Here is a 22498-nt window from a genome sequence, read left to right on the forward strand (position 1 = left end):
GCAGCAGGCGGCCTACGCCCTGCATGGGGATCGTTCAATAGTGGGTTAACGCAGGCACTATCCCTGACTCACATGGCGTAGCAGGGGCGAACGGGCACCCAAGCAAAAACGGAAATCACCGCCGCGGGAACGGCCAACGCCGTGTAATGGATTGCCAGCCGCATAGGCGACGCGTTCTTTGGTTACTTTCTGTCGCTCGGACAGAAAGTGACTCGCCGGCTACGCCGGCGAAACGGCCCACGCCCGCCACGCCCGCCACCCAACCGCAGTCCCAAAGCCCAAAATCCATCCCCCGCCAATCCAAAAAACGGCCGTCACAGAGGCCCGTGCGCGGCCGAAACGAGCATGAGAAATGTGGTCACGGCGGCAGCAAGCCGCCGTCGGGCCCGCAGGTTCGTCAGAACTTGTGACGGATCCCCAGCGCCACGCCGAACATATTGCTCTGCCCGTTGGCCAGCGTATAGCTGTTGCCCAACGACAGGCTGTTCGCGAATACCGTTGCCAGCGACTCCATCATCAGGCCGGCGTTCTTGGCATATGCGGTGGAAAGATAGAGGTCAGTGCGCTTGGAGAAGGCGTAGTTGGCAATGAACGCAATCTGCCAGGGATTGGCGACATGGGTATCGCCGAACAGGCTTTTGACGTTGTCGTAGTTGTATTCCAGCGTCAGGCCGACGGCAGGGGTGACCTGATAGTTGGCACCGATCCAGTAGAAGTCATCACGCTGGATCAGCACGTCGGCCGCGTTCTTGTTCTGGCCCCAGCGGTAGCCACCCATGAGCTTGGCCGGGCCATAGGTGTAGCTTGCGCCCACCACGGCCTTCTTGGCCGTGCCGCTGCCGGTGCCGATGGTTGGGTTCCACTGGTCGTAGCCGACGGTGAGACCAACCGGGCCGCCCTGGTAGGCGACGGCCGCGCCGTAGGCGCTGTCGCGGCGTGCCCGGCCGGGAATTTCGCCGTTGCCGCCGACCGGTGTGGCGATGCCCACCGTCTGCGGCAGGGCCAGGCCCACGCCGAAGGAATAATGCGCTAGCGCCGTCACGGGGCCGAACTGGCCGGTGTACTTGACGGTGTTGTCCTCGCGGAAGTTCGGGCCGGTCAGCAGCACGGTCGGTTCATACTGCGTGGCGTAAGCAGCGGGCGCGAAATTGGCCAGCGCCTCGAACATGGAGGCATACTGGCGGCCCAGACTGAGCTGGCCGATGCCGGCCTTCTGCACGCCCACGAATGCCTGGCGGCCGAACATGCGGCCGCCTTGCTGAAGCGTGCCGGTGTCGACATTGAATCCGTTTTCGAGTACGAATATAGCCTTCAGGCCGCTGCCCAGGTCTTCCGTGCCGCGGATACCCCAGCGGGAGCCGGAGAAGCCGCCCGAACTCATGCGGTAGACGTCGTTGGACGGGCCGCGGTTGAACTGGTTCGAAGCCGCCGGGACCACGCCGAGATGATTGACGTACTCCAGGTTGACGTCAAGCACGCCATAGAGCGTGACGCTCGACTGCGCGAAGGCGCTGCCCGAACAGGCGAGCCATGCCGCCATGGCCAGGTTCTTTACATTCATAGACAAATCTCCTCCTTCTTCTTTGCTTTGTATTGCGGGTATTCCCGTCGAAATGGATCGCACGTCAGCCGGTGCGCAGCAGTTCCTCCAACAGTGCCGTGGCGCGTGGCCAGGGGCCATAGCCGGCCGCGGGATTGAGGTGGCCGACCTCGCCCAGGTCGACTAGCCGGCTGCCCCAGTCGCTGGCCATTTGCGCGACGCGCTCGTACCTGGCCAGGGGATCATTGCGGCTGGCGGCGACGATGCTGGGAAAAAGCAGCGGTGCCCTGGGGATGGGCAGCCAACCGTGCTCCTCCAGGGTTGCCGGGTCCGGAGACCCGGCCGGCAGCGGGGTTTCAAGGTCGACCGGCGCGGCCAGCAGTGCGCCGCGGATCTTTCCGTGGTGCTGCGCGGCCCAGTGGACGGTGATCATCACGCCGGCGCTATGCGCCACGAGCACCACCGGCCCGTCGATGTCCGCGAGCGCGGCATCCAGCGCGGCAACGCGTGCGGCACAGCTCAGCTTGTCGTGCTCCAGCGGCGGCACGGACCGGGCGTTCGGCAACTGGGCCTGCAGCAGGGTCTGCCAGTGTTCGGCCATATGATCGCGCAGGCCGGGAACCATCAGGACGGTGGTGTCGGGGGGAAGGCTCATCGGAATCTCATGTTGTCGATCAGGAGATCAGGCTGTGGCCGAGTCGTCCAGGCATCAAGCCCGGTTGCGCAACGATTGAACAAGGCGGATGCGCTGAACGACCGGCAGACTGTCTGGTACACGGTGCTTTGCAACCCCATCCGTGCACGTCTGAGTATCCGGGGTCGATAGCCGCAAGACTTGACCATGCGGGACAATTTGGTTGCATTTAGGGACAGTGCGGGAAAACGAGAGGGGCGTTGGAAAGAGGCATGCCAACAGGCATGCGGCCGACCAGCATGCTTGCACGGACGCTGGCCGGCCGCCTTGCGCGCCAGCCAGCGGCGCGCTGCAGCACCTCAGCGCATGCCTCAGGTTTCGCGGATCTCGCCGCTGGCGATCTTGCTGCGAAAGAGCGCGAGAGTTTCCGTCACGGCTTCACGCAGTGGCGTGCGCGGCAAGGGACCAATCACTTGCTCCAGCGCGGCCGCGTCGTAATCGTCCGGAAGTTCCAGCGACGGGCCGGCGCAGGTTATCGACCCACGCGCTCGCGGCACCACGGACTCGATGGTCTCCACGACATCGCGCATATCCGCGACGACCCCGCGCATATTGAAGACCTCTGCGCCACGATAGCCGGAACGCGCGCAAGCGATGAAGATGCGAGCGAGGTCGTCGGCGTAGTGAACATGGCTGCGGCCACTATAAGGAATATGGAACGGGCGCCCGAGCGCCGCGGCCAGGACCGCCTGGGTGGGCGCCGCCGTAAGGCCATAGTCTCTCCCCGCGCCAAATACGGTAGCCGGGCGAAGCCCGATGCTGGAGACTCCCCTGTCCTGGAAATACACCCGCGCCATGGCCTCTTCGGCCTGCTTGAACACACCATAGAGGGTCGTTGGATGCGCGGGGCTATGGTGCATGATGGCTACGTCATCCGCCGCGTCGGACTTGTCGTACACCGCGATCGATGACGCATACACGATGCGCGGGATCCGTTGCGCGCGGCGGGCCACCGCCTCGAACAGGTTCACGCCGCCCAGCACGTTGACACGGGCGCCAAGCGGAGGATCGCTCCTGAAGCGCGGATGGAGCAAGGCAGCAAGGTGAATGACGTGCGTGATGCGATGGGCATCCAGTGTTTCCTCGAGCAGGCTCAGGTTCGTGATGTCGCCGCGAACGATGTCCACGCGCGACAGTTGCGCCTCGTCCATCAGCAGGCGCAGGCGCCGCACGTCAGCGTCTGCATCGAAGGCGACCACCGGTACGCCTTCGTGCACCAGCCGGCGCACCGTCCACGCACCGATACAGCCCAGTGCCCCAGTTACCAGAAATCGTTCAGAGCCAGCCATAGTCCCCCAGTTCTCGTTTGAGGGCACTGCAGCGTGCCCGGGTCGAACAGTGACCATTCTAGGCAGGCGGTCTGCATTCAGATTGACACGCCGGGACGTCGACGTGACTGTCCGGGACGTTGTGTGCGCCGGATGGGCTGCAAGCCGCTAGCGCAAGGGGGCGCGCCTCAGTTCAGCACGCCATATGCGCGTGCTTCAAAGATGGCCTGCGTGCGCGTCTTGACCGCCAGCTTCTTGTAGATGTTCTTGACGTGCGACTCGATGGTCAGCCGCGACAGCGACAGCGCCTCGCGTGCGCTGAGCAGCGGCTTTGCGCTTCCCGTCGGTGCAAGCTTCATCTCGGCGGGCGCGGCCTTGGGCACCAATGCCGGGAGTAGCCGCTTGGCAATGGACGGATCGATCGGCGTGCCGCCGCGCAGCGCGCCCCGTAGGCATACGCTTTCTTGACGACGGGCTTGCGGGCCTGCCAGCAGTGCCGCTGTTGTTGCTGACGGACGACAAGCCCGTGCGATCACCCTGGAGCTGTGGGAGCGACGCCGGGGCGCACACATCATCTGACATCGAAGGAACAGGCGGAGGAAACAGGAGCACCGCTACACCGCGAACGAATTCCTGAGGGATCCCAACGGGCAACCGATGCGCATAGCTGGTGGCGCAACCACCTCCTGACCCGGGCAGGTATCATGGGGCATCCGTCCAGGCAATTGTGCCCCGATTTCCCGATGAGCCTCGACCCCGCCGAACTCCAGGCCATACGCCCCTACCTGCTGCGCTTTGCGCGCCTGCAGCTGCGCGACGAGGCCGTGGCCGAGGATGCCGTCTCCGAGACGCTGCTGGCTGCGCTGGAGCACCCGGAGCGCTTTGCCGGCCAGTCCGCGCTGCGCACCTACCTGGTCGGGATCCTCAAGCACAAGATCATCGACAGCTTGCGCAGCGGCAGGCGCGAAGTCAGGCTGGCATCGTCGTCGGACAGCGAGGGCCAGCCGCAGTCCGACGACGATGCCTTTGACGCGCTGTTCACGCGCAACGGCCACTATCAGCATCCGCCGTCCGACTGGGGCGATCCGGAACGCGCCTTTGAGCGCCGCGAGTTCTTTGAAATCCTGCAGCTTTGCGTGGACCGCCTGCCGGAGCGCACCGGCCGGATCTTCATGATGCGCGAGTGGCTGGAGCTGGACACCGAAGAAATCTGTCAGCATTTGCAGATCAGCGCGACCAATGCCTGGGCCATGCTGTATCGCGCCCGCATGCGCCTGCGCGAGTGCCTGGAGCTGCACTGGTTCGGCCAGCGCGGCCGGCCCGGCAAGGCCGTTTGAGCCGGTCCCCCGCCCATGCTACGGATAAGTCACTGAGCAACATGCCAGATTCTCGCCCGTCCCGCCGCCTGCTGCCGAACTGCGAAGAGGTCCACCACCTCACCATGAAGGGCCTGGACCGGCCGCTGTCATGGGGCGAGCGGCTGCGCATGCGCGGCCACCTGGCGATCTGCGACGCCTGCACCAGCTTCAGCGCCCAGATGCGGACCCTGCGCGAGGCCATGCGCAGGCTGGGGCGCGACGAATGACGAAAGGCCAGCGCTGGTGCGTTATCCGCTAACCAGCGTTGGTGGATAGTGACTATGACCGCACAAGTAAGCCACTCCCTGGAGAGTTCTTCCAGCAGTACCGGCTGTTCTTCCGCTACCACGCGCCGAGCAAGGTGATCGTGTTCGCGTGGGTCAACGACGAGGACACCAGGCGTGCTTATGAGAGCAGCGACGACGCCTACCGGGTGTTCCACAAGGGGAAAACGGCCATCCCCCGGACGATTGGGATCAGTTGCTGGCCGAGGGTCAACGCCTGCAGCGGTTCGCCGCAGGCGTTGCGCCGTAAGGCTTGGCTTCTGCTGGCCTTTTGGCTGGCAGAGTGACGGGGTGGCGGTAGCGCTCAGGCGCGCGCGCCTTCGCCGTAGGGGTCGAAGCCGCCAGCGCGGCTGCCTTCGGTAAAGGTGTCGAAGCTGCGCGACGGCGATGCCGACACGCCGCTGCGCTCCAGCCCGGCCACCGTGCGGGCGCCGTCGACAAACGGATCGGCCTTGCCGACGCGGGCGCCTTCCGTGAACACATCATGGCTGCGGAACTCATAACCATACTTGTCGCCGGGCACGGTGCTGCGGAAGCTGTAGCCGTACTTGTCGCCGGGCACTTGTTCGGCGGCGGTGGCGGCTTGCGCGGCGCCCAGGGCGGCCAGCGACAGGAGCAGGGCGGTAGCGAGGCGGGTGGTCTTGGTCATGATGGTTCTCCTTGGGCTCGTTGAATTTGTCAGAAGGCTTTGCGTTGAGTGCGTGCCGTTCATGTACAGAACTATAGGAGCGCCATCGACACCGAAACAGGCTAGTTGCCGGACAAGTTATTCAAAAATATTGAATTTGCGCGCAAGGGCGGAGACGACCCTTGGCATGACGTAAATGTAATGACCCCGTCGCAGGAATGGCCGGCGCGGCTCAGTTAAACTTGCGGCTCGCTGCGGTCCCCCCGTCGCCTGATGCCAGGCGGCCAGCGCAGCCGCCACTTCCCTTATGCAACGGCTCATCCTCATCCTTCTTGCGCTCGTCCTGCCGCTCCAGTTCGCCTGGGCGGGAGCCGCCGCGTATTGCCGGCATGAGGTGGCGGCTTCGGCCAAGGCCCATTTCGGGCACCACGAGCACCAGCACAAGGCCGATAGCGGCAAGCAGGACCAGCCCGCGCAGAAGGCGCAGGACAAGGCCAAGCTCGGCCTGCCCGATCCCGACTGCGGCGTCTGCCATATCGCTTCGCTGCCATTTGCGCGGGCCGACGCGCCCGACGTACACGCCATGCGCCGGGTGGAACTGGCGCCACCGGCGCCGCAGCCCAGCTTCTCTTCGCACACTGCGCGGGCGCCCGACCGTCCGCAGTGGCCGCGTCTCGCTTAGCCGGCGAGACGACACTTCCATTTCCTGATTTCCCTGAGTTCCTGAGGTCAGGCGCGTCTCGCCGAATTCTCCCGGTTTCTTTCCTGGTGCAATTCGATGCGAAGACTTTTGCTGCCGCTTGGGCTGGCGGCCGTCCTATCCAGCCCGATCCATGGCGTCGCGCAGACGCCGCCCCCTGCCATGGCGCAGCCATCGGCATCCTCGCCGGCCCTGGGGCAAGAGCCTGCCGGCACGCTGACGCTCGACGCCGCGCTGGCGCTGGCCGAAGCCGGCAGCTTCACGCTGTCCGCGGCGGGCAAGGAGCTTGACGCCACCGAGGGCGATGTCACGCAGGCGCGCCTGCTGCCCAATCCCGAACTGGCCGTGTCGATGGAAGACACGCGCAAGGCCACGCGCTCCACCACCGGCCAGATCAACCTGCCGATCGAACTCGGCGGCAAGCGCGCCGCGCGCATCGGCGTGGCCGAGCGCGGGCGCGAGCTGGCGCAGGCCGAGCTGGGCGGCGCACGCGCCGAGCTGCGCGCCGCGCTGATCGCACGCTTCTTTAGCGTGCTGGTGGCGCAGGAGCGCGTCAAGCTGGCCGAAGGCTCGGTCGGTATCGCCAGCAAGGCGGCCGCGGCGGCCGGGCGGCGCGTGGCCGCCGGCAAGGTCGCGCCGCTGGAAGCAACGCGCGCCAGGGTCGAACAGGCCAATGCCGAGCTCGAACTGGCCGAGGCCACCGGCGCGCTGCAATCCGCACGGCAGTCGCTGGCCGCGCTGTGGGGCAATGCCGTGCCGCACTTTGCGCAGGCGCAGGGTGACCTTGACGCGCTGCCCTCGCGCCCCGCGCCGGCAGCGCTGCAAGCAGCGCTGGAAGACTCGCCGCAGCTGGCGGCAAGCCGTCTCCTGGCCGAGCGCAGCCGCGCCGAAGTCGCCGTGGCGCGCAGCCGCCAGTACCCCGACGTGACCGTGAGCCTGGGCGCCAAGCGCGACAACGAGGCCAACCGCAATATGGCCGTGCTGGGCGTGGCGATCCCGCTGCCGCTCTTTGACCGCAACCAGGGCAACCTCTACGCCGCATTGCGCCGGGCCGACAAGGCGCAGGACACGCACGCGGCCACGCGCATCCGCCTGGTGGGTGAGCTGCGGCAGGCGTCGACGCAGCTGTCGGTATCGCGCGCCGCGGCGCAGACGCTGCGGGCCTCGGTGCTGCCCGCGGCGGAGCAGGCCTATGCCGCCGCCTCGCGCGGGTTCGAGGCCGGCAAATTCAATTTCCTCGATGTGCTGGATGCCCAGCGCACGCTGTTCCAGGCGCGCATCCGCTACCTGGACGTGCTGGCCCGCACCTATGACGCCGCGGCCAGCATCGACCGCATCCTCGGACACTGATACGGAAGCTGCAGACATGGCAATGAGCAAACAACAACGGGCCGCCGTGGTGGCCATCCTGGTCGCGGGGATGCTGGGCGGCGCGGCGATCCTGTTCACCGGCAAGGGCGGTAGCGCCACCGGCGAGGCCGGGCACAGGCATGCCGAGCCTGGCGACGAGCACGCACATGGCAAGGAAGGCGACAAGGCGGCCGCGCACGCCGACGCCAGCGCCCCCGCGGCGAAACCGGAAGCCGAAAGCAAGCCGCACCTGATCGCGCTGACGCCCGCGCAGATCCGGCAGGCCGGCATCGGCATCGCCGCCGCCGCCGCGGCGCCGCTGCGCAGCAGCGTCGATTTCCCCGGCGAGATCCGCTTCAATGAAGACCGCACCGCCCACGTGGTGCCACGCGTGGCGGGCGTGGCGCAGGCGGTGCCGGCCAACCTTGGCCAGCAGGTGCGCAAGGGCGAAGTGCTGGCGCTGCTCGCCAGCACGACGCTGGCCGAGCAGCGCAGCGAGCTGCTGGCGGCGCAGAAGCGCGAGGCGCTGGCGCGTGCCACCTATGCGCGCGAGAAGACGCTGTGGCAGGAGAAGATCTCCGCCGAGCAGGATTACCAGCAGGCCCGCACGGCGCTGGAGGAAGCGCAGATCGCGGTGCAGAACGCGCGCCAGAAGCTGACCGCGATTGGCGCCACGGAGAACAGCGCGGGCAAGGGCGGCAGCCTGAACCAGTTTGCGCTGCGTGCCCCGTTCGATGGCATCGTGGTCGAGAAGCACCTGGCGCTGGGCGAAGCGGTCCAGGAAGCCACCAGTGTCTTCACTGTCTCCGACCTGAGTTCGGTGTGGGCGGAGTTCGTGGTGTCCGCGCGCGACCTGGACCAGGTGCGCGTGGGCGCAGCGGTCACGGTGCGCTCGAGCGTCTCGGACACGCAGGCCGAGGGCAAGGTGTCTTACGTCGGCGCGCTGCTGGGCGAGCAGACGCGCACCGCCAAGGCGCGCGTGACGCTGGCCAATCCCGGCATGGCGTGGCGCCCGGGGTTGTTCGTCACGGTCAGCGTGCTGGGCGCGCCGGCGCAGGTGCCGGTGACGGTGGCGGCCGACGCGGTGCAGCAGGTCGACGGCCAGAGCGTGGTGTTCATTGCCGTGCCGGGCGGGTTTGCCGTGCAGCCGGTCAAGACCGGGCGCGCCGGCGGCAGGCTGGTGGAGGTGACCGAGGGCCTGCAGGCCGGCGCGCGCTACGCCGCGGCCAACAGCTTCATCCTCAAGTCCGAGCTGGGCAAAGCCAGCGCCGGGCATGAGCACTGAGCAGGAGGCACGCATGTTTGAACGCATGATCCGCTTTGCCATCGAGCAACGCTGGCTGGTCCTGCTGGCGGTGCTGGGCATGGCCGCGCTGGGCCTGTACAGCTACACCCGGCTGCCGATCGACGCGGTGCCCGATATCACCAACGTGCAGGTGCAGATCAACACCGCCGCGCCGGGCTATTCGCCGCTGGAGACCGAGCAGCGCATCACCTGGCCGGTCGAGACCGTGATGGCGGGCCTGCCCGGGCTGGAGCAGACCCGCTCGCTGTCGCGCTACGGGCTGTCGCAGGTGACGGTGATCTTCCGCGACGGCACCGATATCCATTTTGCCCGCCAGCTGGTCAACCAGCGCATCCAGGAAGCGCGCGACCAGCTGCCCGCCGGCATCACGCCCGCGATGGGCCCGATCTCGACCGGGCTGGGCGAGATCTACCTGTGGACGGTTGAGGCCGACCCGGGCGCGCGCAAGCCGGACGGCACGCTCTATACGCTGTCGGACCTGCGCGAGATCCAGGACTGGGTGATCCGCCCGCAGCTGCGCAACGTGCCTGGCGTGACCGAGGTCAATGCCATCGGCGGCCATGCGCGCGCTTATGTGGTTGCGCCCAGCCTGGAGCGCATGGCGTCGTACGGGTTGTCGCTGGCCGACGTGGCGAGCGCGCTTGAAAAGAACAACGACAACGTCGGCGCCGGCTATATCGAGCGCCGCGGCGAGCAGTACCTGGTGCGCGTGCCGGGGCAGGTGCGCTCGCTCGACGATATCCGCGACGTGATCGTCGGCACCGCGCAGGGCCAGCCGATCCGCGTGCGCGACGTGGCCACCGTGCAGAGCGGCGGCGAGCTGCGCACCGGCGCCGCCACCGAGAACGGCCGCGAGGTGGTGCTGGGCACCGTGTTCATGCTGATCGGCGAGAACAGCCGCACGGTTTCGCAGGCGGTGGACCGCAAGATGGTCGAGATCAACCGCACCCTGCCGAAGGGCGTGAAGGCCGTCACGGTGTACGACCGTACCACGCTGGTCGACAAGGCCATTGCCACGGTCAAGAAGAACCTGCTGGAAGGCGCGGTGCTGGTGATCGCCATCCTGTTCCTGTTCCTGGGTAATTTGCGCGCGGCGCTGATCACCGCGCTGGTGATCCCGCTGTCAATGCTGTTTACCTTCACGGGCATGGTGCATTACCGCGTCAGTGCCAACCTGATGAGCCTGGGGGCGCTGGACTTTGGCATCATCGTCGACGGCGCGGTGGTGATCGTCGAGAACTGCGTGCGCCGGCTGGCGCATGCGCAGGAGCGCCACGGCCGGCCCCTCACGCCCAGCGAACGCCTGCATGAAGTCTTTGCCGCGGCGCGCGAGGCACGCCGGCCGCTGCTGTACGGGCAACTGATCATCATGGTGGTGTACCTGCCGATCTTTGCGCTGACCGGGGTGGAGGGCAAGATGTTCCACCCGATGGCTTTCACCGTGGTGCTGGCGCTGCTGGGCGCGATGGTGCTGTCGGTGAGCTTCGTGCCGGCGGCGGTGGCGCTGTTCATCGGCAACCGCGTGGCCGAGCGCGAGAACCGGCTGATGGCCTGGGCGCGCCGCCGCTACGCGGTGCTGCTGGAGCGCTCGCTGGCCGCGACGCCGGTGGTGCTGACGTTCGCCGGCGTGGCGGTGGCATTGTGCCTGGCCATTGCCACGCGGCTGGGCAGTGAGTTCGTGCCCAGCCTGAACGAGGGTGACCTGGCGATCCAGGCATTGCGCATCCCCGGCACCAGCCTGACGCAATCCGTGGCGATGCAGCAGCAGGTGGAAACCGCGCTGAAGGCCAGGCTCCCGGAGATCGAGCGCATCTTTGCGCGCACCGGCACCGCGGAGATCGCCTCCGACCCGATGCCGCCGAATATCTCCGACGGCTACATCATGCTCAAGCCCGTGTCCCAATGGCCCGAGCCCCGCCGCACGCGCGACGAGCTGATCGCCGCGATACGCGATGAGGTGGGCAAGCTGCCGGGCAACAACTATGAGTTCTCGCAACCGATCCAGCTGCGCTTTAACGAGCTGATCTCGGGCGTGCGCTCCGATGTGGCGGTCAAGGTGTTCGGCGACGACAACGCCGTGCTGGAGCAGACCGCCAGTCGCGTCGCGGCGGTGCTGCAGGGCATCCCCGGCGCGACCGAGGTGAAGGTCGAACAGACCACCGGCCTGCCGATGCTGACGGTCCAGATCGACCGCAACAAGGCGGCGCGCTATGGCCTGAACCTGAGCGATATCCAGGATGCGGTGGCGATCGGCATCGGTGGCAAGGTGTCTGGCACCTTCTTCAGCGGCGACCGGCGCTTCGATATCGTGGTGCGCCTGCCGGATGCCGTGCGCGAGGACGTGGAGGCGCTGCGGCGCCTGCCGGTGCCGCTGCCGAAGGAGGCCGCGGCGCGCACCAGCTATATCCCCCTGAGCGAAGTCGCCAGCGTGGAGATCGCGCCGGGCCCCAACCAGGTCTCGCGCGAGAACGGCAAGCGCCGCATCGTGGTCAGCGCCAATGTGCGCGGGCGCGATATCGGCAGTTTCGTGCCCGAGGCCGAGGCCGCGATCCGCGCGCGCGTGCAGATCCCGGCGGGCTACTGGACCAGCTGGGGCGGCACCTTCGAGCAGCTGCAGTCGGCCACCGCGCGGCTGCGCGTGGTGGTGCCGCTGGCGCTGGGGCTGGTGTTCGTGCTGCTGTTCGCCATGTTCGGCAACGTCAAGGACGGGCTGCTGGTCTTCACCGGCATCCCGTTCGCGCTGACCGGCGGCATCCTGGCGCTGTGGCTGCGCGGTATTCCGCTGTCGATCTCGGCGGCGGTGGGCTTTATCGCGCTGTGCGGCGTGGCGGTGCTCAACGGGCTGGTGATGCTGTCGTTCATCCGCTCGCTGCGCGAGGATGGCCACGGCCTGGATGACGCCATTCGCAACGGCGCACTGACGCGCCTGCGCCCGGTGCTGATGACCGCGCTGGTAGCCTCGCTCGGCTTCGTGCCGATGGCGCTGGCCACTGGCACGGGTGCCGAGGTACAGCGGCCGCTGGCGACGGTGGTGATTGGTGGCATCTTGTCGTCGACGGCGTTGACGCTGCTGGTGTTGCCGGTGCTGTATCGGCTCGCGCACAGGAGGGATGAGCCGGTGGCTGAAGCGGTGCAGGATGAAGGAGAGTTCGTGCGGATGGATGCGTGAGGGCTGGGCCGGGCGGAAGGTGGACGGCAGAGCGCATTCCATCCTTCACCTTGCCGTGAAGCGTCCGGCTTCGCGTACGCGGCAAACTGGCAGCATGTTCCGCATCTCCATGTGCTGCCATGCCCCATACCAATACCGGGATCGACCCGCTCAGCGCCGTCACCCATCCCGACCCCTACCCCTACTACCGGGAACTGGCCACCAGCCGGCCATTCTTCCGGGATGAGCGCCTGGGCCTGTGGGTTGCCGCCGGGCAGCGTGAAGTGGCGGCCGTGCTGGCCCACCCCGACTGCCGCGTGCGTCCGCCCGCGCAGCCAGTGCCGCCCGCGCTGGCCGGCACCGCCGCCGGCGACCTGTTCGGCCGGCTGATCCGCATGAACGACGGCGCCGCGCACGTACCGCTCAAGGCGCTGCTGATCCCGATGCTCGCGGACATCGCTCCGGCCACGGCGGCGCAGCATGTTGCCGCGATGGCGAAGGTGTTCGATGCCGGTGCGGCATCTCGAGCCGCCCTGTGCGGCGAATGCGTCAACCGCTGGCTCTTCGCGCTGCCCGTGGTGACGGTTGCCGATCTGCTCGGGCTGCCCGTCGCCGGCGATGGGGGCAGGGCGGCGCAGGTTGCGCAATATGTCGCGGCGTTCGCCGCCGCGCAGTCGCCGCTGGCCAGTGCGCAAGCCGTGGACGCAGGCGCGCAGGCCGCGCAATGGCTGGGCGCCTGGCTTGCCGATGCGGCACCCGCCGACGATCGGCTGTCGGCGCTGCGGCAGGCCGCTCGCGCCGCCGGCATCGACGCGCGGGCTGTCGCCGCCAACATCATCGGCCTGCTGGTGCAGGCCTGCGAAGCCACCGCGGCGCTGGCCGGGAATACGCTGCTGCGGCTGGGCCGCGACACGCCGCAGTCAGGGCTGCCGCTCGATGCGGTGGTGGCGCGGGTCGCCCGCGAGGATCCGCCGGTGCAGAATACGCGCCGCTTCCTGGCCGCCGATGCGCAACTATGCGGCCACGCCGTCAAGGCCGGCGATGCGGTGCTGGTGCTGCTGGCCGCGGCGTCGTGCAGTGGTGCCGCAGCCGGCGAGCGGCCATGGACCTTCGGCCACGGCCGCCATGCCTGTCCCGGCGACCGCCTGGCGCAGGCGCTGGCTGCTGCCACGGTGGCGGCGCTGCGTGCGCGTGGTGCCGATCCGGCCGCGCTGGCGCAGGCATTCCGCTATCGTCCGTCGCTGAACGCGCGCATTCCGCATTTCCTTTGATCCCGCCATTGCCCCAGGAGACAACATGATCGCAGTCATCTTCGAAGTCGAGCCCGCGCCGGGCCGGCAGGACAACTACCTCGACATCGCCGCGCACCTGCGCTCGCAGCTTGAGGCCATCGACGGCTTTATCTCGGTGGAGCGCTTCCAGAGCCTGACCAACCCCAACAAGCTGTTGTCGCTGTCGTTCTTCCGCGACGAGGCCGCGGTAATCGCCTGGCGCAATACGCTGGCGCATCGCCAGGCGCAGGCGGCCGGTCGTGGCGGCGTGTTTGCCGGCTACCGGCTGCGCGTGGCGCAGGTGCTGCGCGACTACGGGCTGAATGAGCGCGACCAGGCGCCGGCGGACAGCCGCGCGGTGCATGACCAAAAGGCGGGCTGAAGGGGGCAGCGATGACCATGGACGCGATCGGCACCCAGGCCGCCTTTATCGGCCTGACGTTCTTGCTGGCAGGTTTCGTCAAAGGGGTGGTGGGCCTGGGCTTGCCCACGGTTGCGGTGGGCATGCTGGGGCTGGTGATGCCGCCCGCGCAGGCGGCGGCGCTGCTGGTGGCGCCGTCGATGGTGACCAACGTGGTGCAGCTGTTCAGCGGCCCGCGCTTCGGGCAACTGATGCAGCGGCTGTGGCCGATGCTGGTGGCGATCTGCGCCGGCACCTGGCTGTGCGCGGCATGGGTGCCGGCCGGCATGATGACGCACGCGACCTCGGCCTTGGGTCTGGCGCTGGTGCTGTACGCGGTGGCCGGGCTGGCAGCGGTGAGGCTGGTGGTGCCGGCAGGGGCGCAGCGGTGGCTGGGGCCGTTGATCGGGCTGGTCACGGGCGGCATTACGGCGGTGACTGGTGTGTTCGTGATTCCCGCCGTGCCTTACCTGCAGGGACTCGGGCTGGACCAGGAACGCCTGGTGCAGGCGCTCGGGCTGTCGTTCACGGTATCGACCATCGCGCTGGCGGTGAGCCTGGCCATGGGCGGGTCGCTGCTGCATTTGCCGGTGTTGAGCGCCTCGGCTCTGGCGCTGGCGCCGGCGCTCGGCGGCATGTTCCTGGGCCAGTGGCTGCGCCACCGGATCAGCGCCGGGCGCTTCCGCAAGCTGTTCTTCTGCGGGCTGCTGGTGCTGGGCGGCGAACTGGCGCTGCGCGGGCTGTCCTGACCCTGGCGCTGGCTTGCTCCCTCTCCCGCGCGCGGAAGAGGAAGCACACAGTCGGACATTGACGCCCGATTGGAACTTCTACCGGAGCGCCGTCCTTCAGCGGCTGGCCTGCACCGTGCGGCCGTTCAGCGGCTGTACCGGGCGGGCGTTCATCGGATAAAGCCGGCGGAATGCCGCCAACTGCGCCGGCGACACTTCCACCGGGGTCTTCAGCACCTGCCAGCGCACGTCCTCGCTGCACGGCGGCGTGGTCAGCGAGCCGGTGAAGGCCCAGTACGACTGCCGGGCCGGCAGCAACGCCGCCACATCCAGCGGCGCCGTCAGCTCGCGCGACTCTCCGGCCCTGGCCGGCAGGCTCGCGAAGACGGGCTTCAGCGCCGCATTCTCCCGCCCGGACTTGAACAGCACCGCCACCACCGCCAGCTTGCCTTCTGCATTCTGGTGCACCAGGTGCGCGACCAGCGGATAGGTCTTGCCGTTGATCTTCTCTTCGCTGGGCGTATGGAAGTGGAACTGCAGCAGCTTGTAGGGCACACCGTCGAGTTCGATCTGCCCCGCGGCGGGCAGGTTGACCTGTACGGTGTGGCCGTTGTTGACCACGGTGGCGGGCGCGGCGGCGTAGCCAAAGCCGATCGGCTTCAGGTCTGCGGGTTGGGCCTTGCCGGTGCGGATATCGATGGGCGACTGGTGCTTGCCCAGCGCACAGGTCTTGTAGTCCTGGTCGAGCCTGGCCCAGTGGCTGGTGCCGGTCGGTCCGGTATAGCTCCAGTGCGGGTCATTGCCGGCCCACGCGGCAGGTGCAAGCAAGGCGGTGCAAACCGTGATAATCGGCAGCTTGGCGTTCATTGTCGATGCGTCCTTGTGTTGGAAACCCCTTGTTTTCCGACGTGGTGTTATCAGGCTGTCCCAGTCTTGAGTGCCGGGTCTTTGCCCGGGCCGGAAAATCATGCAGCAAAACGGTCGTCCAGCGAATAAGGCATTACTGAATTCCGGTCTGCACTGCGTTTAACAAGGGTATGGACTGCATGCACGCATGCGATTGATGCGTGCCGCGCATGCCGTCATGGAACGGACACAGCGCCCGCCGACATCTCACGTGGCACGCTGAAGGCGCAGGGCGCCACAGGCATTCCCGGCTCAGCCGGGAATGCCTGCCTGCCACCGTTTGTCTCGGGATTTCAGCCAGGCCGCGCGCCGGCCTGGTTCGACTCCAGTTGCGCGCGCACCGCGGAGATATGGTCGCCCGCGGCATCGACGGCGTTCTCCAGGTCGCTGGTGCTGCAGCCCAGCTCCCGGCACCAGTACTGCACTTCAAGCGGATCCATCAGGTTGATGCGGCCCGGATCCAGGGGCCTGAACTCGCTTGTCACATCGCTCATGCTTGCCTCCTGTCCATGTCTCGGGATGACACGGCCCTTGCATTGTAGGCAGTCATCCGGCACGCGTTGCATGCAAGGTGGCCTGAGCCAGCGCATATGATGTACGGGTTACCCAAGCCGACAGGACGCGCATGCCCCGCTCATCCGGTGCAAAACTCTGGTCCACGCTGAACAAGGCCGCGGCCCGCAATGCGCGCCGCATGCAGCGCGCCGTCAACCAGAACCTGACCAGGCCGATGACCGAGGCCATCGTGCGCAACGCGGTGAAGCAATCGGCTGCAGTCACGGCCGCCACGCAGCGCGCACTGTCGGGCGTGGTATCGCCGGTGCAGGCGCCGCAAAGCCGCGGCAGCGGACGCTGGGAAGAAGGCGCATGGGGCGGCGCGCCACTGGCACCGCGCCGCTACCGCATCTTCGTGCCGGCTGGCGTCACGGCGTCGCGGCGCGCCCCGATGCGGGTGCTGCTGCATGGCTGCGGCCAGGACGCCGCCAGCTTTGCCGCGGTCACGCGCGCCGCCGCCGTGGCGCGTGAAGCCGGCTGGGTGGTGTTGCTGCCTGAACAGACCTCGCAGGCCAACGCGCAGCGCTGCTGGAACTGGTTCCGGCCCGCCGCGCAGGGCGGCGTTGAAGCCGGGCTGCTGATGGCGCTGATCGACCAGGCTTGCCGCCGCCATCCGGTCGCCGCGGACCGCATCAGCGTGCTGGGGCTGTCCGCGGGCGGCGCGATGGCGCTGATGCTGGGGCTGCGCTACCCGGAACGCTTTGCCGCAGTGGGATCGCACTCCGGCGCGGTGCCCTGGAGCGCCAGCAATGCCGCCCAGGCAGCGCGCGCCATGCGCGGGGGGCGCGGGCCCGATACCAGGGCCATGCAGGCGCTGCGGTTCGGGCTGGCAGGGCGCCGCCCGCCGCCGTTGCTATTGCTGCATGGCGATGCCGACCACGTGGTCGATTTCAGCAACGCCACTGCCGCGGCGGGCCTGTGGATGCACCTGCAGCCGGAGGATGCGCACGCGCTGTCCGCGGTGCCGGCACGGCGCATCCAGCGCGGCATGCGCCGTGCCATGGAGGTGTCCGACTGGATGGAGGGAAAGTCGCCTTACCTGCGCCTGGTGCGGATCGAGGGCCTGGGTCACGCCTGGAGCGGCGGAGCAGGCGGCCAGGCATTCTCCGATCCGGCGGGGCCGGATGGGCTGAAGCTGGCGTTGCGGTTTTTTCTGGCGGTCGGAGTTTAGAAAAACGGCTATTGCTTCGAAGCTATGGCAGGACTAGACTAACTAAACTTAGTTTAGTGAGCCATGCCATGCAAACCGTCAACATCCACGACGCGAAGACGCATCTCTCCCGGCTGGTTGACCAGGCGGCCAAGGGCGAGCCATTTGTGATTGCCAAGGCAGGCAAGCCACTGGTGAAGGTCATTGCGTTGAATGCGCCGGAAGCAAACCAGGTCAAGCGGCTGGGGTTCATGGCCGGCCAGGGTCAGGTGCCCGATGACTTTGATCGCATGGGCCAGCGTGAGATTGAAGCCATGTTTGGCGGCGAGTCATGAAAGTCTTGCTCGATACCCACCTCTTACTATGGGCGGCCTTGACGCCTGCGCGCCTGTCGCCCGTCGCACAGTCGATACTGGGTAACGAGGACACAAAGCCTTATTTCAGCGCGGCCAGTTTGTGGGAGGTCGCGATCAAGCAGGGGCTCGGCCGCGCGGACTTTCATGTCGATGCCCGAGTGTTGCGCAGAGGCTTGATCGACAACGGCTACAGCGAGCTGCCGATCGGCAGTGAACACGCGGTGGCGATAAATTGCCTTCCTCCGATTCACAAGGATCCCTTTGACCGGCTCCTGGTGGCCCAGGCCACTGTCGAGGGCATTACGCTGCTGACATCCGACCAGCTCGTTGCCCAGTACCCCGGGCCTGTCCGCCTGATCTGAACGCCTATCCGAGACTTACCGGCTCGATCACCACATCACTGGCCGGACAAGCCACACACGGCAAGATCAGCCCCTCTTCCCTCTCATCCAGACTCAACCCCGGCCATTCGATCCGATAGCGGATCGTTCCCGCATGCAGCCGGCTGGCGCAGGCGCGGCAGGTGCCGTTGCGGCAGGAGTTGGGCAGCGCCACGCCTTCGAGCAATGCAGCTTCCAGCAGGCTCAGCCCCGCCGGCGCGGCAAAGCGGGTATTGCCTGGCAGCACGCTTGCGGTGAATTCCGCGCGGTCGTCCGGCGCCACCGGCTCGCGTTCAGCCATGGGCCTCATCCTCCGCTTCCGGGAATTGGGCGCGTCCGTGGGTTGCATCGCGCAGGGCATCGCGCGCCACGTTGAGCTGGGTTGCGGGCATGCGCAGGACCAGCGTGGCCAGTGCGCCATAGTCGGTGCCGGCCAGCGTGCAGCCCGGCTGCGCTTCGTAGTCGAGCCAGCGGCGCACACGCGGCTCGTCGGCATAGTCGACGGACACCGTCAGGGTGCCGTAGGCGATGCGTTCCACGCGCTCGGCCGTTTTCAGCGCGGCCGCGATGGCATCGGTGTAAGCGCGCACCAACCCGCCCGCCCCCAGTTTGACGCCACCGTAATAGCGCACCACCGCCGCCAGCACGCCGTCCAGGTCATGGTGGCGCAGCACCTCCAGAATGGGCCGGCCGGCGGTGCCGGAGGGCTCGCCATCGTCGGACATGCCCGAGGCGCCGCCGGCCAGCAATGCCCAGCACACGTGGGTGGCGGTGGGGTGCTCGGCGCGCAGCGCCTGCAGCGCCGCCATGGCGGCTTCCCGGTCGGCAACGGGCAGCGCCAGCGCCAGGAAGCGGCTCTTGCGGATTTCGATCTCGGCCTGGACGGGGTTGGCTAGCGTGTAAGTGGGCAAGCGGAAGGGCGGAAGGGGCAGAAACGGAGGCTGCCGGCATTCAACGGATCCGCGCCTGTGGAGCCGCGGATGCAAAGGGCGAGTGTACCGCAGCGGCATCCGGGAGCAGGCCGAAAGCACCGCCTTTGCGTCGTATCGTCAACTTGCTGTCACAAACGGCGCCTACGATCCGCCCAGGCCATGCGCAATGCCGCCCGCCTGTGCCAACAGGTGCCCGGTCCCGCCCGCGGGACCGGCGCAAATACGCAGTGAACAACATATCCCTTCCTCTTCCCCGGATCGAGAACATGCTTGAACAACCCAATGCTGGCCGCCGCAAGGCCCTGAAGCTCCTGGCCGGCGCGCCGATGCTGCCGCTTGGCCTTGCCTCCACCAGCCTGCTGGCAGGTTGCGGCGGTGGCGACGACGCTGTCGCCGCGCCCCTTCCGCCGGCCCAGGCCGCCACGTTCACCACTGCCGAGTTCGTTGGCATGAGCGCGCCGACGCTGGCCACGCCGGACGCGATGGCGACCACCACGGTGGGCTCCAGCCTCAAGGTGTCGTTCAGCGACGGCAGCAGCCAGACCTACAAGCTGGCCTACCAGCCGTTCTTCATCACCGGCGACACCCTGCCCGACGGCAAGGGTGGCACCATCCTGGCCGGCGGCTACTACGACATCAACAACAAGCCGATCATGGACACCTCCGTGGCCGGCAAGGAACGCCAGTTCTTCTCTGATGCGCCGGACGGCAGCTCGCTGCTGACCCTGGCCAACCCGACCGTGCCCGGCGTCAAGGGCAAGACCGTGTTTGCGGTGGTGCAGTTCGAGTACACCACGCGCAACCAGGGCAATGTCAGCATGTACGGCCTGCTGCCGTCGCCCATTGCCGTGGTGACGCTGGACCAGGATCCGGCCACCGGCAAGCTGACCCCGGTGAAGTACCACAATGTCGACACCTCCGGCGTCAACGGCCTGTGGATCACCTGCGGCGCCAGCCTGTCGCCTTGGAACACCCACCTGTCGAGCGAAGAGTACGAGACCGACCAGATGGACGCCAACGCGGTCAAGCAGCTGCAGGGCTACAGCCAGAACCTGTACGGTGACCCGGCCAAGGCCAATGCCTATAACTACGGCCACCTGCCCGAAGTCACGGTCAACCCGGACGGCACCGGCACCATCAAGAAGCACTACTGCCTGGGCCGCATCTCGCACGAACTGGTGCAGGTCATGCCCGACGAGCGCACCGTGCTGATGGGCGACGATGCCACCAACGGCGGCCTGTTCCTGTTTATCGCCGACCGCGCCCGCGACCTGTCGTCCGGCACGCTGTACGTGGCCAAGTGGCACCAGACCTCGGGCGCGGGTCCCGGCAGTGCCACGCTGTCGTGGATCAAGCTGGGCAGCGCCACCAGCGCCGAAATCCGTACCCTTGTCGACGGCGGCATCAAGCTGGCCGACATCATGGACGTGAAGACAGCCGATCCGGCTGATGTCAGCTATACCCGCATCCTCTACAGCGGCAAGCAGAACTGGGTGAAGCTGATGCCGGGCATGGAAAAGGCCGCGGCGTTCCTGGAAACGCACCGCTACGCCGCGCTGGTCGGCGGCAGCCTGGGCTTTACCAAGATGGAAGGCACCACGGTCAACATCAAGGACAAGAAGGCCTATTCGGCGATGTCGCGCATCGAGTCGAGCATGCTCGCGGGCAATGCCGCCAACGCCGGTGACATCCAGGTGGAAGGCCCGTACTCCGGCGCGGTCTATGAGCTGAACCTGAAGGGCGGCCAGGCCGACAAGACCGGCACGGCCATCAGCAGCGAATGGGTGCCGGTCGACATGGCGGCGGTGCCGGCGCTGATCAGCGAAGACCTGGGCGGCGGCAAGATGAAGCAGCAGGATGCGCTGGGCAACTTTGCCAACCCGGACAAGGTCGCCACGCCCGACAACCTGAAGTTCTCGGAAAAGCTGCGCACGCTGTTTGTCGGCGAGGACAGCAACACCCACGTCAACAACTTCCTGTGGGCATACAACGTCGACACCAAGGTGCTCAGCCGCGTGCTGTCGTGCCCGGTCGGCGCGGAATCCACGGGGCTGCATGCGGTGGACGAGATCAACGGCTGGACCTACGTGATGAGCAACTTCCAGCACGTTGGCGACTGGGAGTCGCCGCTGCACGACAAGGTCCGGTCGGCGCTGGAAGCGAAGGTGATGGCCAACTACAAGGACCGCTTCGGTGCCGCTGTGGGGTACCTGACGGGCGACCCGACCGGCGTCAAGCTGGCCAAGGCTTGAAGCGTACGGTAGTGCGGGAATGAGGGCGGCGGGCTTCGGCCCGCCGTTTGCATGCGTTCCCGTGTATGTCTGGTTGAGGGGTGGTGGGGCCGCCACGCGGTCCCTCCCGCGCGCCGATTCTGCTACGCTAAGCCCTTTCCCCCGCTGAGCATGCCATCATGACCGGCTCGACCCAAGACCCCGACGCACGCCGCATGGCGCCCGCCACCGAGCGCAACCGCGAACCGATCCTTGCGGTGCTGCGCAATGTGCTGCCCGCCAGCGGCACGGTACTGGAAATTGCCAGCGGCACCGGCCAGCATGCCGTGCATTTCGCCGCAGCGTTGCCGGGACTGACCTGGCAGCCAAGCGATCCGGAAGCCGCCGCGCGCGCGTCGATCGCCGCGTGGACCGCGCATGCGGGCCTGGCCAATGTGCGCGCGCCGCTGGCGCTGGATGTCTGCCGCCAGCCGTGGAGCATCGACGCCGCGGATGCGGTGGTTTGCATCAACATGATCCATATCGCCCCGTGGGCCGCAGCAGAGGCGCTCTTCGCAGGCGCCGGCAAGCTGCTGGGCCCGGGCGGCGTGCTGTTCCTGTACGGCCCCTATCGCCGCGGCGGCGCGCATACGGCGCCCAGCAATGCGGCCTTCGACGCGCAGCTGCGTGCCACCGATGCCGACTGGGGCGTGCGCGACATGGAAGCCGTGATCGCGCTGGGCGAGGCGCAGGGCATGCGCTGCGACGAGCCGGTGCCGATGCCGGCCAACAACTTCAGCCTGGTGTTCCGCAAGTAAGCGGCAGCCGGCGCCTCAGCCGCGGCCGGTGCCTTGCACTAGAATCTTTCCGTCATTCGATCCTGCGGTGCCGGGAGCCTTCCAGGCTTGCCGCACCGCGCCCGCCACGGAGAACACGATGAAGGTCCAGAATATCCTGCAGACGATCGGCAATACCCCGCATATCCGCATCAACCGGCTATTCGGCAACGGCCATGAGGTCTGGATCAAGTCAGAGCGCAGCAATCCCGGCGCCTCGATCAAAGACCGCATCGCGCTGTCGATGGTGGAAGACGCCGAACGCCGCGGCGTGCTCAAGCCCGGCGGCACCATCATCGAGCCGACCTCGGGCAATACCGGCATCGGCCTGGCCATGGTGGCCGCGGTCAAGGGCTACAAGCTGGTGCTGGTGATGCCGGACAGCATGTCGGTGGAACGCCGCCGCCTGATGCTGGCTTATGGCGCCACCTTCGACCTGACCCCGCGCGAGAAGGGCATGAAAGGCTCGATCGCGCGCGCCGAAGAACTGGTCGCCGC

24 protein-coding genes and 1 pseudogene are annotated in these 22498 nt (G+C 67.4%); 16 read left to right on the forward strand and 9 right to left on the reverse strand.

The window, feature by feature from the left end; all coding sequences use genetic code 11:
* Nucleotides 1-397 precede the first annotated feature (397 nt).
* The 4 genes from A3A5_RS0132230 to A3A5_RS45205 all read right to left on the reverse strand — a co-directional run bounded on the left by A3A5_RS0132230 (nucleotide 398) and on the right by A3A5_RS45205 (nucleotide 3861).
* Entirely contained in the window at nucleotides 398-1561 is a 1164-nt protein-coding gene (locus A3A5_RS0132230; protein WP_018314569.1) for a porin, read from the reverse strand.
* 64 nt (nucleotides 1562-1625) lie between these two features.
* Nucleotides 1626-2195: an alpha/beta hydrolase gene (locus A3A5_RS0132235; protein WP_018314570.1), complete on the reverse strand. Its 570-nt coding sequence runs from the start codon at nucleotides 2193-2195 to the stop codon at nucleotides 1626-1628.
* Nucleotides 2196-2545: 350 nt separating this feature from the next.
* Nucleotides 2546-3523: an NAD(P)-dependent oxidoreductase gene (locus A3A5_RS0132240; RefSeq protein WP_026201350.1), complete on the reverse strand. Its 978-nt coding sequence runs from the start codon at nucleotides 3521-3523 to the stop codon at nucleotides 2546-2548.
* Between the two features lie 167 nt (nucleotides 3524-3690).
* A complete protein-coding gene (locus A3A5_RS45205; protein ID WP_232431511.1) occupies nucleotides 3691-3861 on the reverse strand; it encodes a helix-turn-helix transcriptional regulator in 171 nt (56 codons plus the stop codon).
* Between the two features lie 384 nt (nucleotides 3862-4245).
* Between A3A5_RS45205 and A3A5_RS0132250 the strand changes: the two genes are divergently transcribed.
* The 3 genes and pseudogenes from A3A5_RS0132250 to A3A5_RS39670 form a co-directional block, all read left to right on the forward strand.
* Entirely contained in the window at nucleotides 4246-4839 is a 594-nt protein-coding gene (locus tag A3A5_RS0132250; RefSeq protein WP_018314573.1) for a sigma-70 family RNA polymerase sigma factor, read from the forward strand.
* Between the two features lie 41 nt (nucleotides 4840-4880).
* Nucleotides 4881-5087, forward strand: a complete 207-nt coding sequence (locus tag A3A5_RS0132255) for a zf-HC2 domain-containing protein (RefSeq protein ID WP_018314574.1) — start codon at nucleotides 4881-4883, stop codon at nucleotides 5085-5087.
* 83 nt (nucleotides 5088-5170) lie between these two features.
* A pseudogene (locus tag A3A5_RS39670) lies at nucleotides 5171-5394 on the forward strand (type II toxin-antitoxin system YhaV family toxin); the annotation flags it as partial.
* Between the two features lie 54 nt (nucleotides 5395-5448).
* On the opposite strand, the gene A3A5_RS0132265 reads toward A3A5_RS39670, so the two are convergent.
* Entirely contained in the window at nucleotides 5449-5793 is a 345-nt protein-coding gene (locus tag A3A5_RS0132265; protein WP_018314575.1) for a hypothetical protein, read from the reverse strand.
* A gap of 286 nt (nucleotides 5794-6079) precedes the next feature.
* On the opposite strand from A3A5_RS0132265, the gene czcI reads away from it, so the two are divergent.
* The 7 genes from czcI (at nucleotide 6080) to A3A5_RS0132300 (ending at nucleotide 14696) form a co-directional block, all read left to right on the forward strand.
* Complete coding sequence (czcI, locus tag A3A5_RS0132270; protein WP_018314576.1) at nucleotides 6080-6454, forward strand: cation efflux protein, CzcI family; 375 nt, start codon at nucleotides 6080-6082, stop codon at nucleotides 6452-6454.
* 96 nt (nucleotides 6455-6550) lie between these two features.
* Entirely contained in the window at nucleotides 6551-7822 is a 1272-nt protein-coding gene (locus A3A5_RS0132275) for a TolC family protein (RefSeq protein ID WP_026201352.1), read from the forward strand.
* A gap of 16 nt (nucleotides 7823-7838) precedes the next feature.
* The gene (locus A3A5_RS0132280; protein ID WP_026201353.1) at nucleotides 7839-9107 is read left to right on the forward strand and encodes an efflux RND transporter periplasmic adaptor subunit; all 1269 of its coding nucleotides are present in this window, start codon (nucleotides 7839-7841) and stop codon (nucleotides 9105-9107) included.
* Between the two features lie 13 nt (nucleotides 9108-9120).
* A complete protein-coding gene (locus A3A5_RS0132285) occupies nucleotides 9121-12297 on the forward strand; it encodes a CusA/CzcA family heavy metal efflux RND transporter (protein WP_018314579.1) in 3177 nt (1058 codons plus the stop codon).
* Between the two features lie 119 nt (nucleotides 12298-12416).
* On the forward strand, nucleotides 12417-13547 hold the full coding sequence (locus A3A5_RS0132290) for a cytochrome P450 (RefSeq protein ID WP_018314580.1): 1131 nt from the start codon (nucleotides 12417-12419) through the stop codon (nucleotides 13545-13547).
* 25 nt (nucleotides 13548-13572) lie between these two features.
* Entirely contained in the window at nucleotides 13573-13929 is a 357-nt protein-coding gene (locus tag A3A5_RS0132295) for an antibiotic biosynthesis monooxygenase (RefSeq protein WP_018314581.1), read from the forward strand.
* 11 nt (nucleotides 13930-13940) lie between these two features.
* Entirely contained in the window at nucleotides 13941-14696 is a 756-nt protein-coding gene (locus A3A5_RS0132300) for a sulfite exporter TauE/SafE family protein (protein WP_018314582.1), read from the forward strand.
* A gap of 96 nt (nucleotides 14697-14792) precedes the next feature.
* Here A3A5_RS0132300 and A3A5_RS0132305 read toward each other — a convergent pair whose 3' ends face one another.
* Both A3A5_RS0132305 and A3A5_RS0132310 read right to left on the reverse strand, forming a co-directional pair.
* A complete protein-coding gene (locus tag A3A5_RS0132305; RefSeq protein WP_018314583.1) occupies nucleotides 14793-15542 on the reverse strand; it encodes a carbonic anhydrase in 750 nt (249 codons plus the stop codon).
* Between the two features lie 332 nt (nucleotides 15543-15874).
* On the reverse strand, nucleotides 15875-16075 hold the full coding sequence (locus tag A3A5_RS0132310; RefSeq protein ID WP_018314584.1) for a DUF3606 domain-containing protein: 201 nt from the start codon (nucleotides 16073-16075) through the stop codon (nucleotides 15875-15877).
* A 131-nt stretch (nucleotides 16076-16206) separates the two neighbouring features.
* On the opposite strand from A3A5_RS0132310, the gene A3A5_RS0132315 reads away from it, so the two are divergent.
* The 3 genes from A3A5_RS0132315 to A3A5_RS0132325 all read left to right on the forward strand — a co-directional run bounded on the left by A3A5_RS0132315 (nucleotide 16207) and on the right by A3A5_RS0132325 (nucleotide 18004).
* Nucleotides 16207-17307 carry a PHB depolymerase family esterase gene (locus A3A5_RS0132315; protein WP_018314585.1) on the forward strand — a complete coding sequence of 367 codons (1101 nt, stop codon included), beginning with the start codon at nucleotides 16207-16209 and terminating at the stop codon, nucleotides 17305-17307.
* Nucleotides 17308-17375: 68 nt separating this feature from the next.
* The gene (locus tag A3A5_RS0132320; protein WP_018314586.1) at nucleotides 17376-17621 is read left to right on the forward strand and encodes a type II toxin-antitoxin system Phd/YefM family antitoxin; all 246 of its coding nucleotides are present in this window, start codon (nucleotides 17376-17378) and stop codon (nucleotides 17619-17621) included.
* Entirely contained in the window at nucleotides 17618-18004 is a 387-nt protein-coding gene (locus A3A5_RS0132325) for a type II toxin-antitoxin system VapC family toxin (protein ID WP_018314587.1), read from the forward strand. The genes A3A5_RS0132320 and A3A5_RS0132325 overlap by 4 nt, the downstream gene beginning before the upstream one ends.
* A gap of 4 nt (nucleotides 18005-18008) precedes the next feature.
* On the opposite strand, the gene A3A5_RS0132330 is transcribed toward A3A5_RS0132325, so the two are convergent.
* Together A3A5_RS0132330 and A3A5_RS0132335 are read right to left on the reverse strand one after the other, a co-directional pair.
* Nucleotides 18009-18323 (reverse strand): 2Fe-2S iron-sulfur cluster-binding protein, encoded by a 315-nt coding sequence (locus A3A5_RS0132330; RefSeq protein WP_018314588.1) that lies wholly within the window; start codon nucleotides 18321-18323, stop codon nucleotides 18009-18011.
* Complete coding sequence (locus A3A5_RS0132335) at nucleotides 18316-18933, reverse strand: YigZ family protein (RefSeq protein ID WP_018314589.1); 618 nt, start codon at nucleotides 18931-18933, stop codon at nucleotides 18316-18318. The genes A3A5_RS0132330 and A3A5_RS0132335 overlap by 8 nt, the downstream gene beginning before the upstream one ends.
* Nucleotides 18934-19220: 287 nt before the next feature.
* Between A3A5_RS0132335 and A3A5_RS0132340 the strand changes: the two genes are divergently transcribed.
* The 3 genes from A3A5_RS0132340 to A3A5_RS0132350 all read left to right on the forward strand — a co-directional run.
* A complete protein-coding gene (locus A3A5_RS0132340; protein ID WP_018314590.1) occupies nucleotides 19221-21206 on the forward strand; it encodes a PhoX family phosphatase in 1986 nt (661 codons plus the stop codon).
* A 158-nt stretch (nucleotides 21207-21364) separates the two neighbouring features.
* Entirely contained in the window at nucleotides 21365-21982 is a 618-nt protein-coding gene (locus tag A3A5_RS0132345; protein ID WP_018314591.1) for a DUF938 domain-containing protein, read from the forward strand.
* A 118-nt stretch (nucleotides 21983-22100) separates the two neighbouring features.
* Nucleotides 22101-22498: PLP-dependent cysteine synthase family protein (locus tag A3A5_RS0132350; protein ID WP_018314592.1), on the forward strand; the 398-nt coding region annotated here is incomplete at its 3' end.

It is taken from the genome of Cupriavidus sp. UYPR2.512, assembly GCF_000379565.1.
In the GTDB taxonomy this organism is placed as follows: Bacteria; Pseudomonadota; Gammaproteobacteria; order Burkholderiales; family Burkholderiaceae; genus Cupriavidus.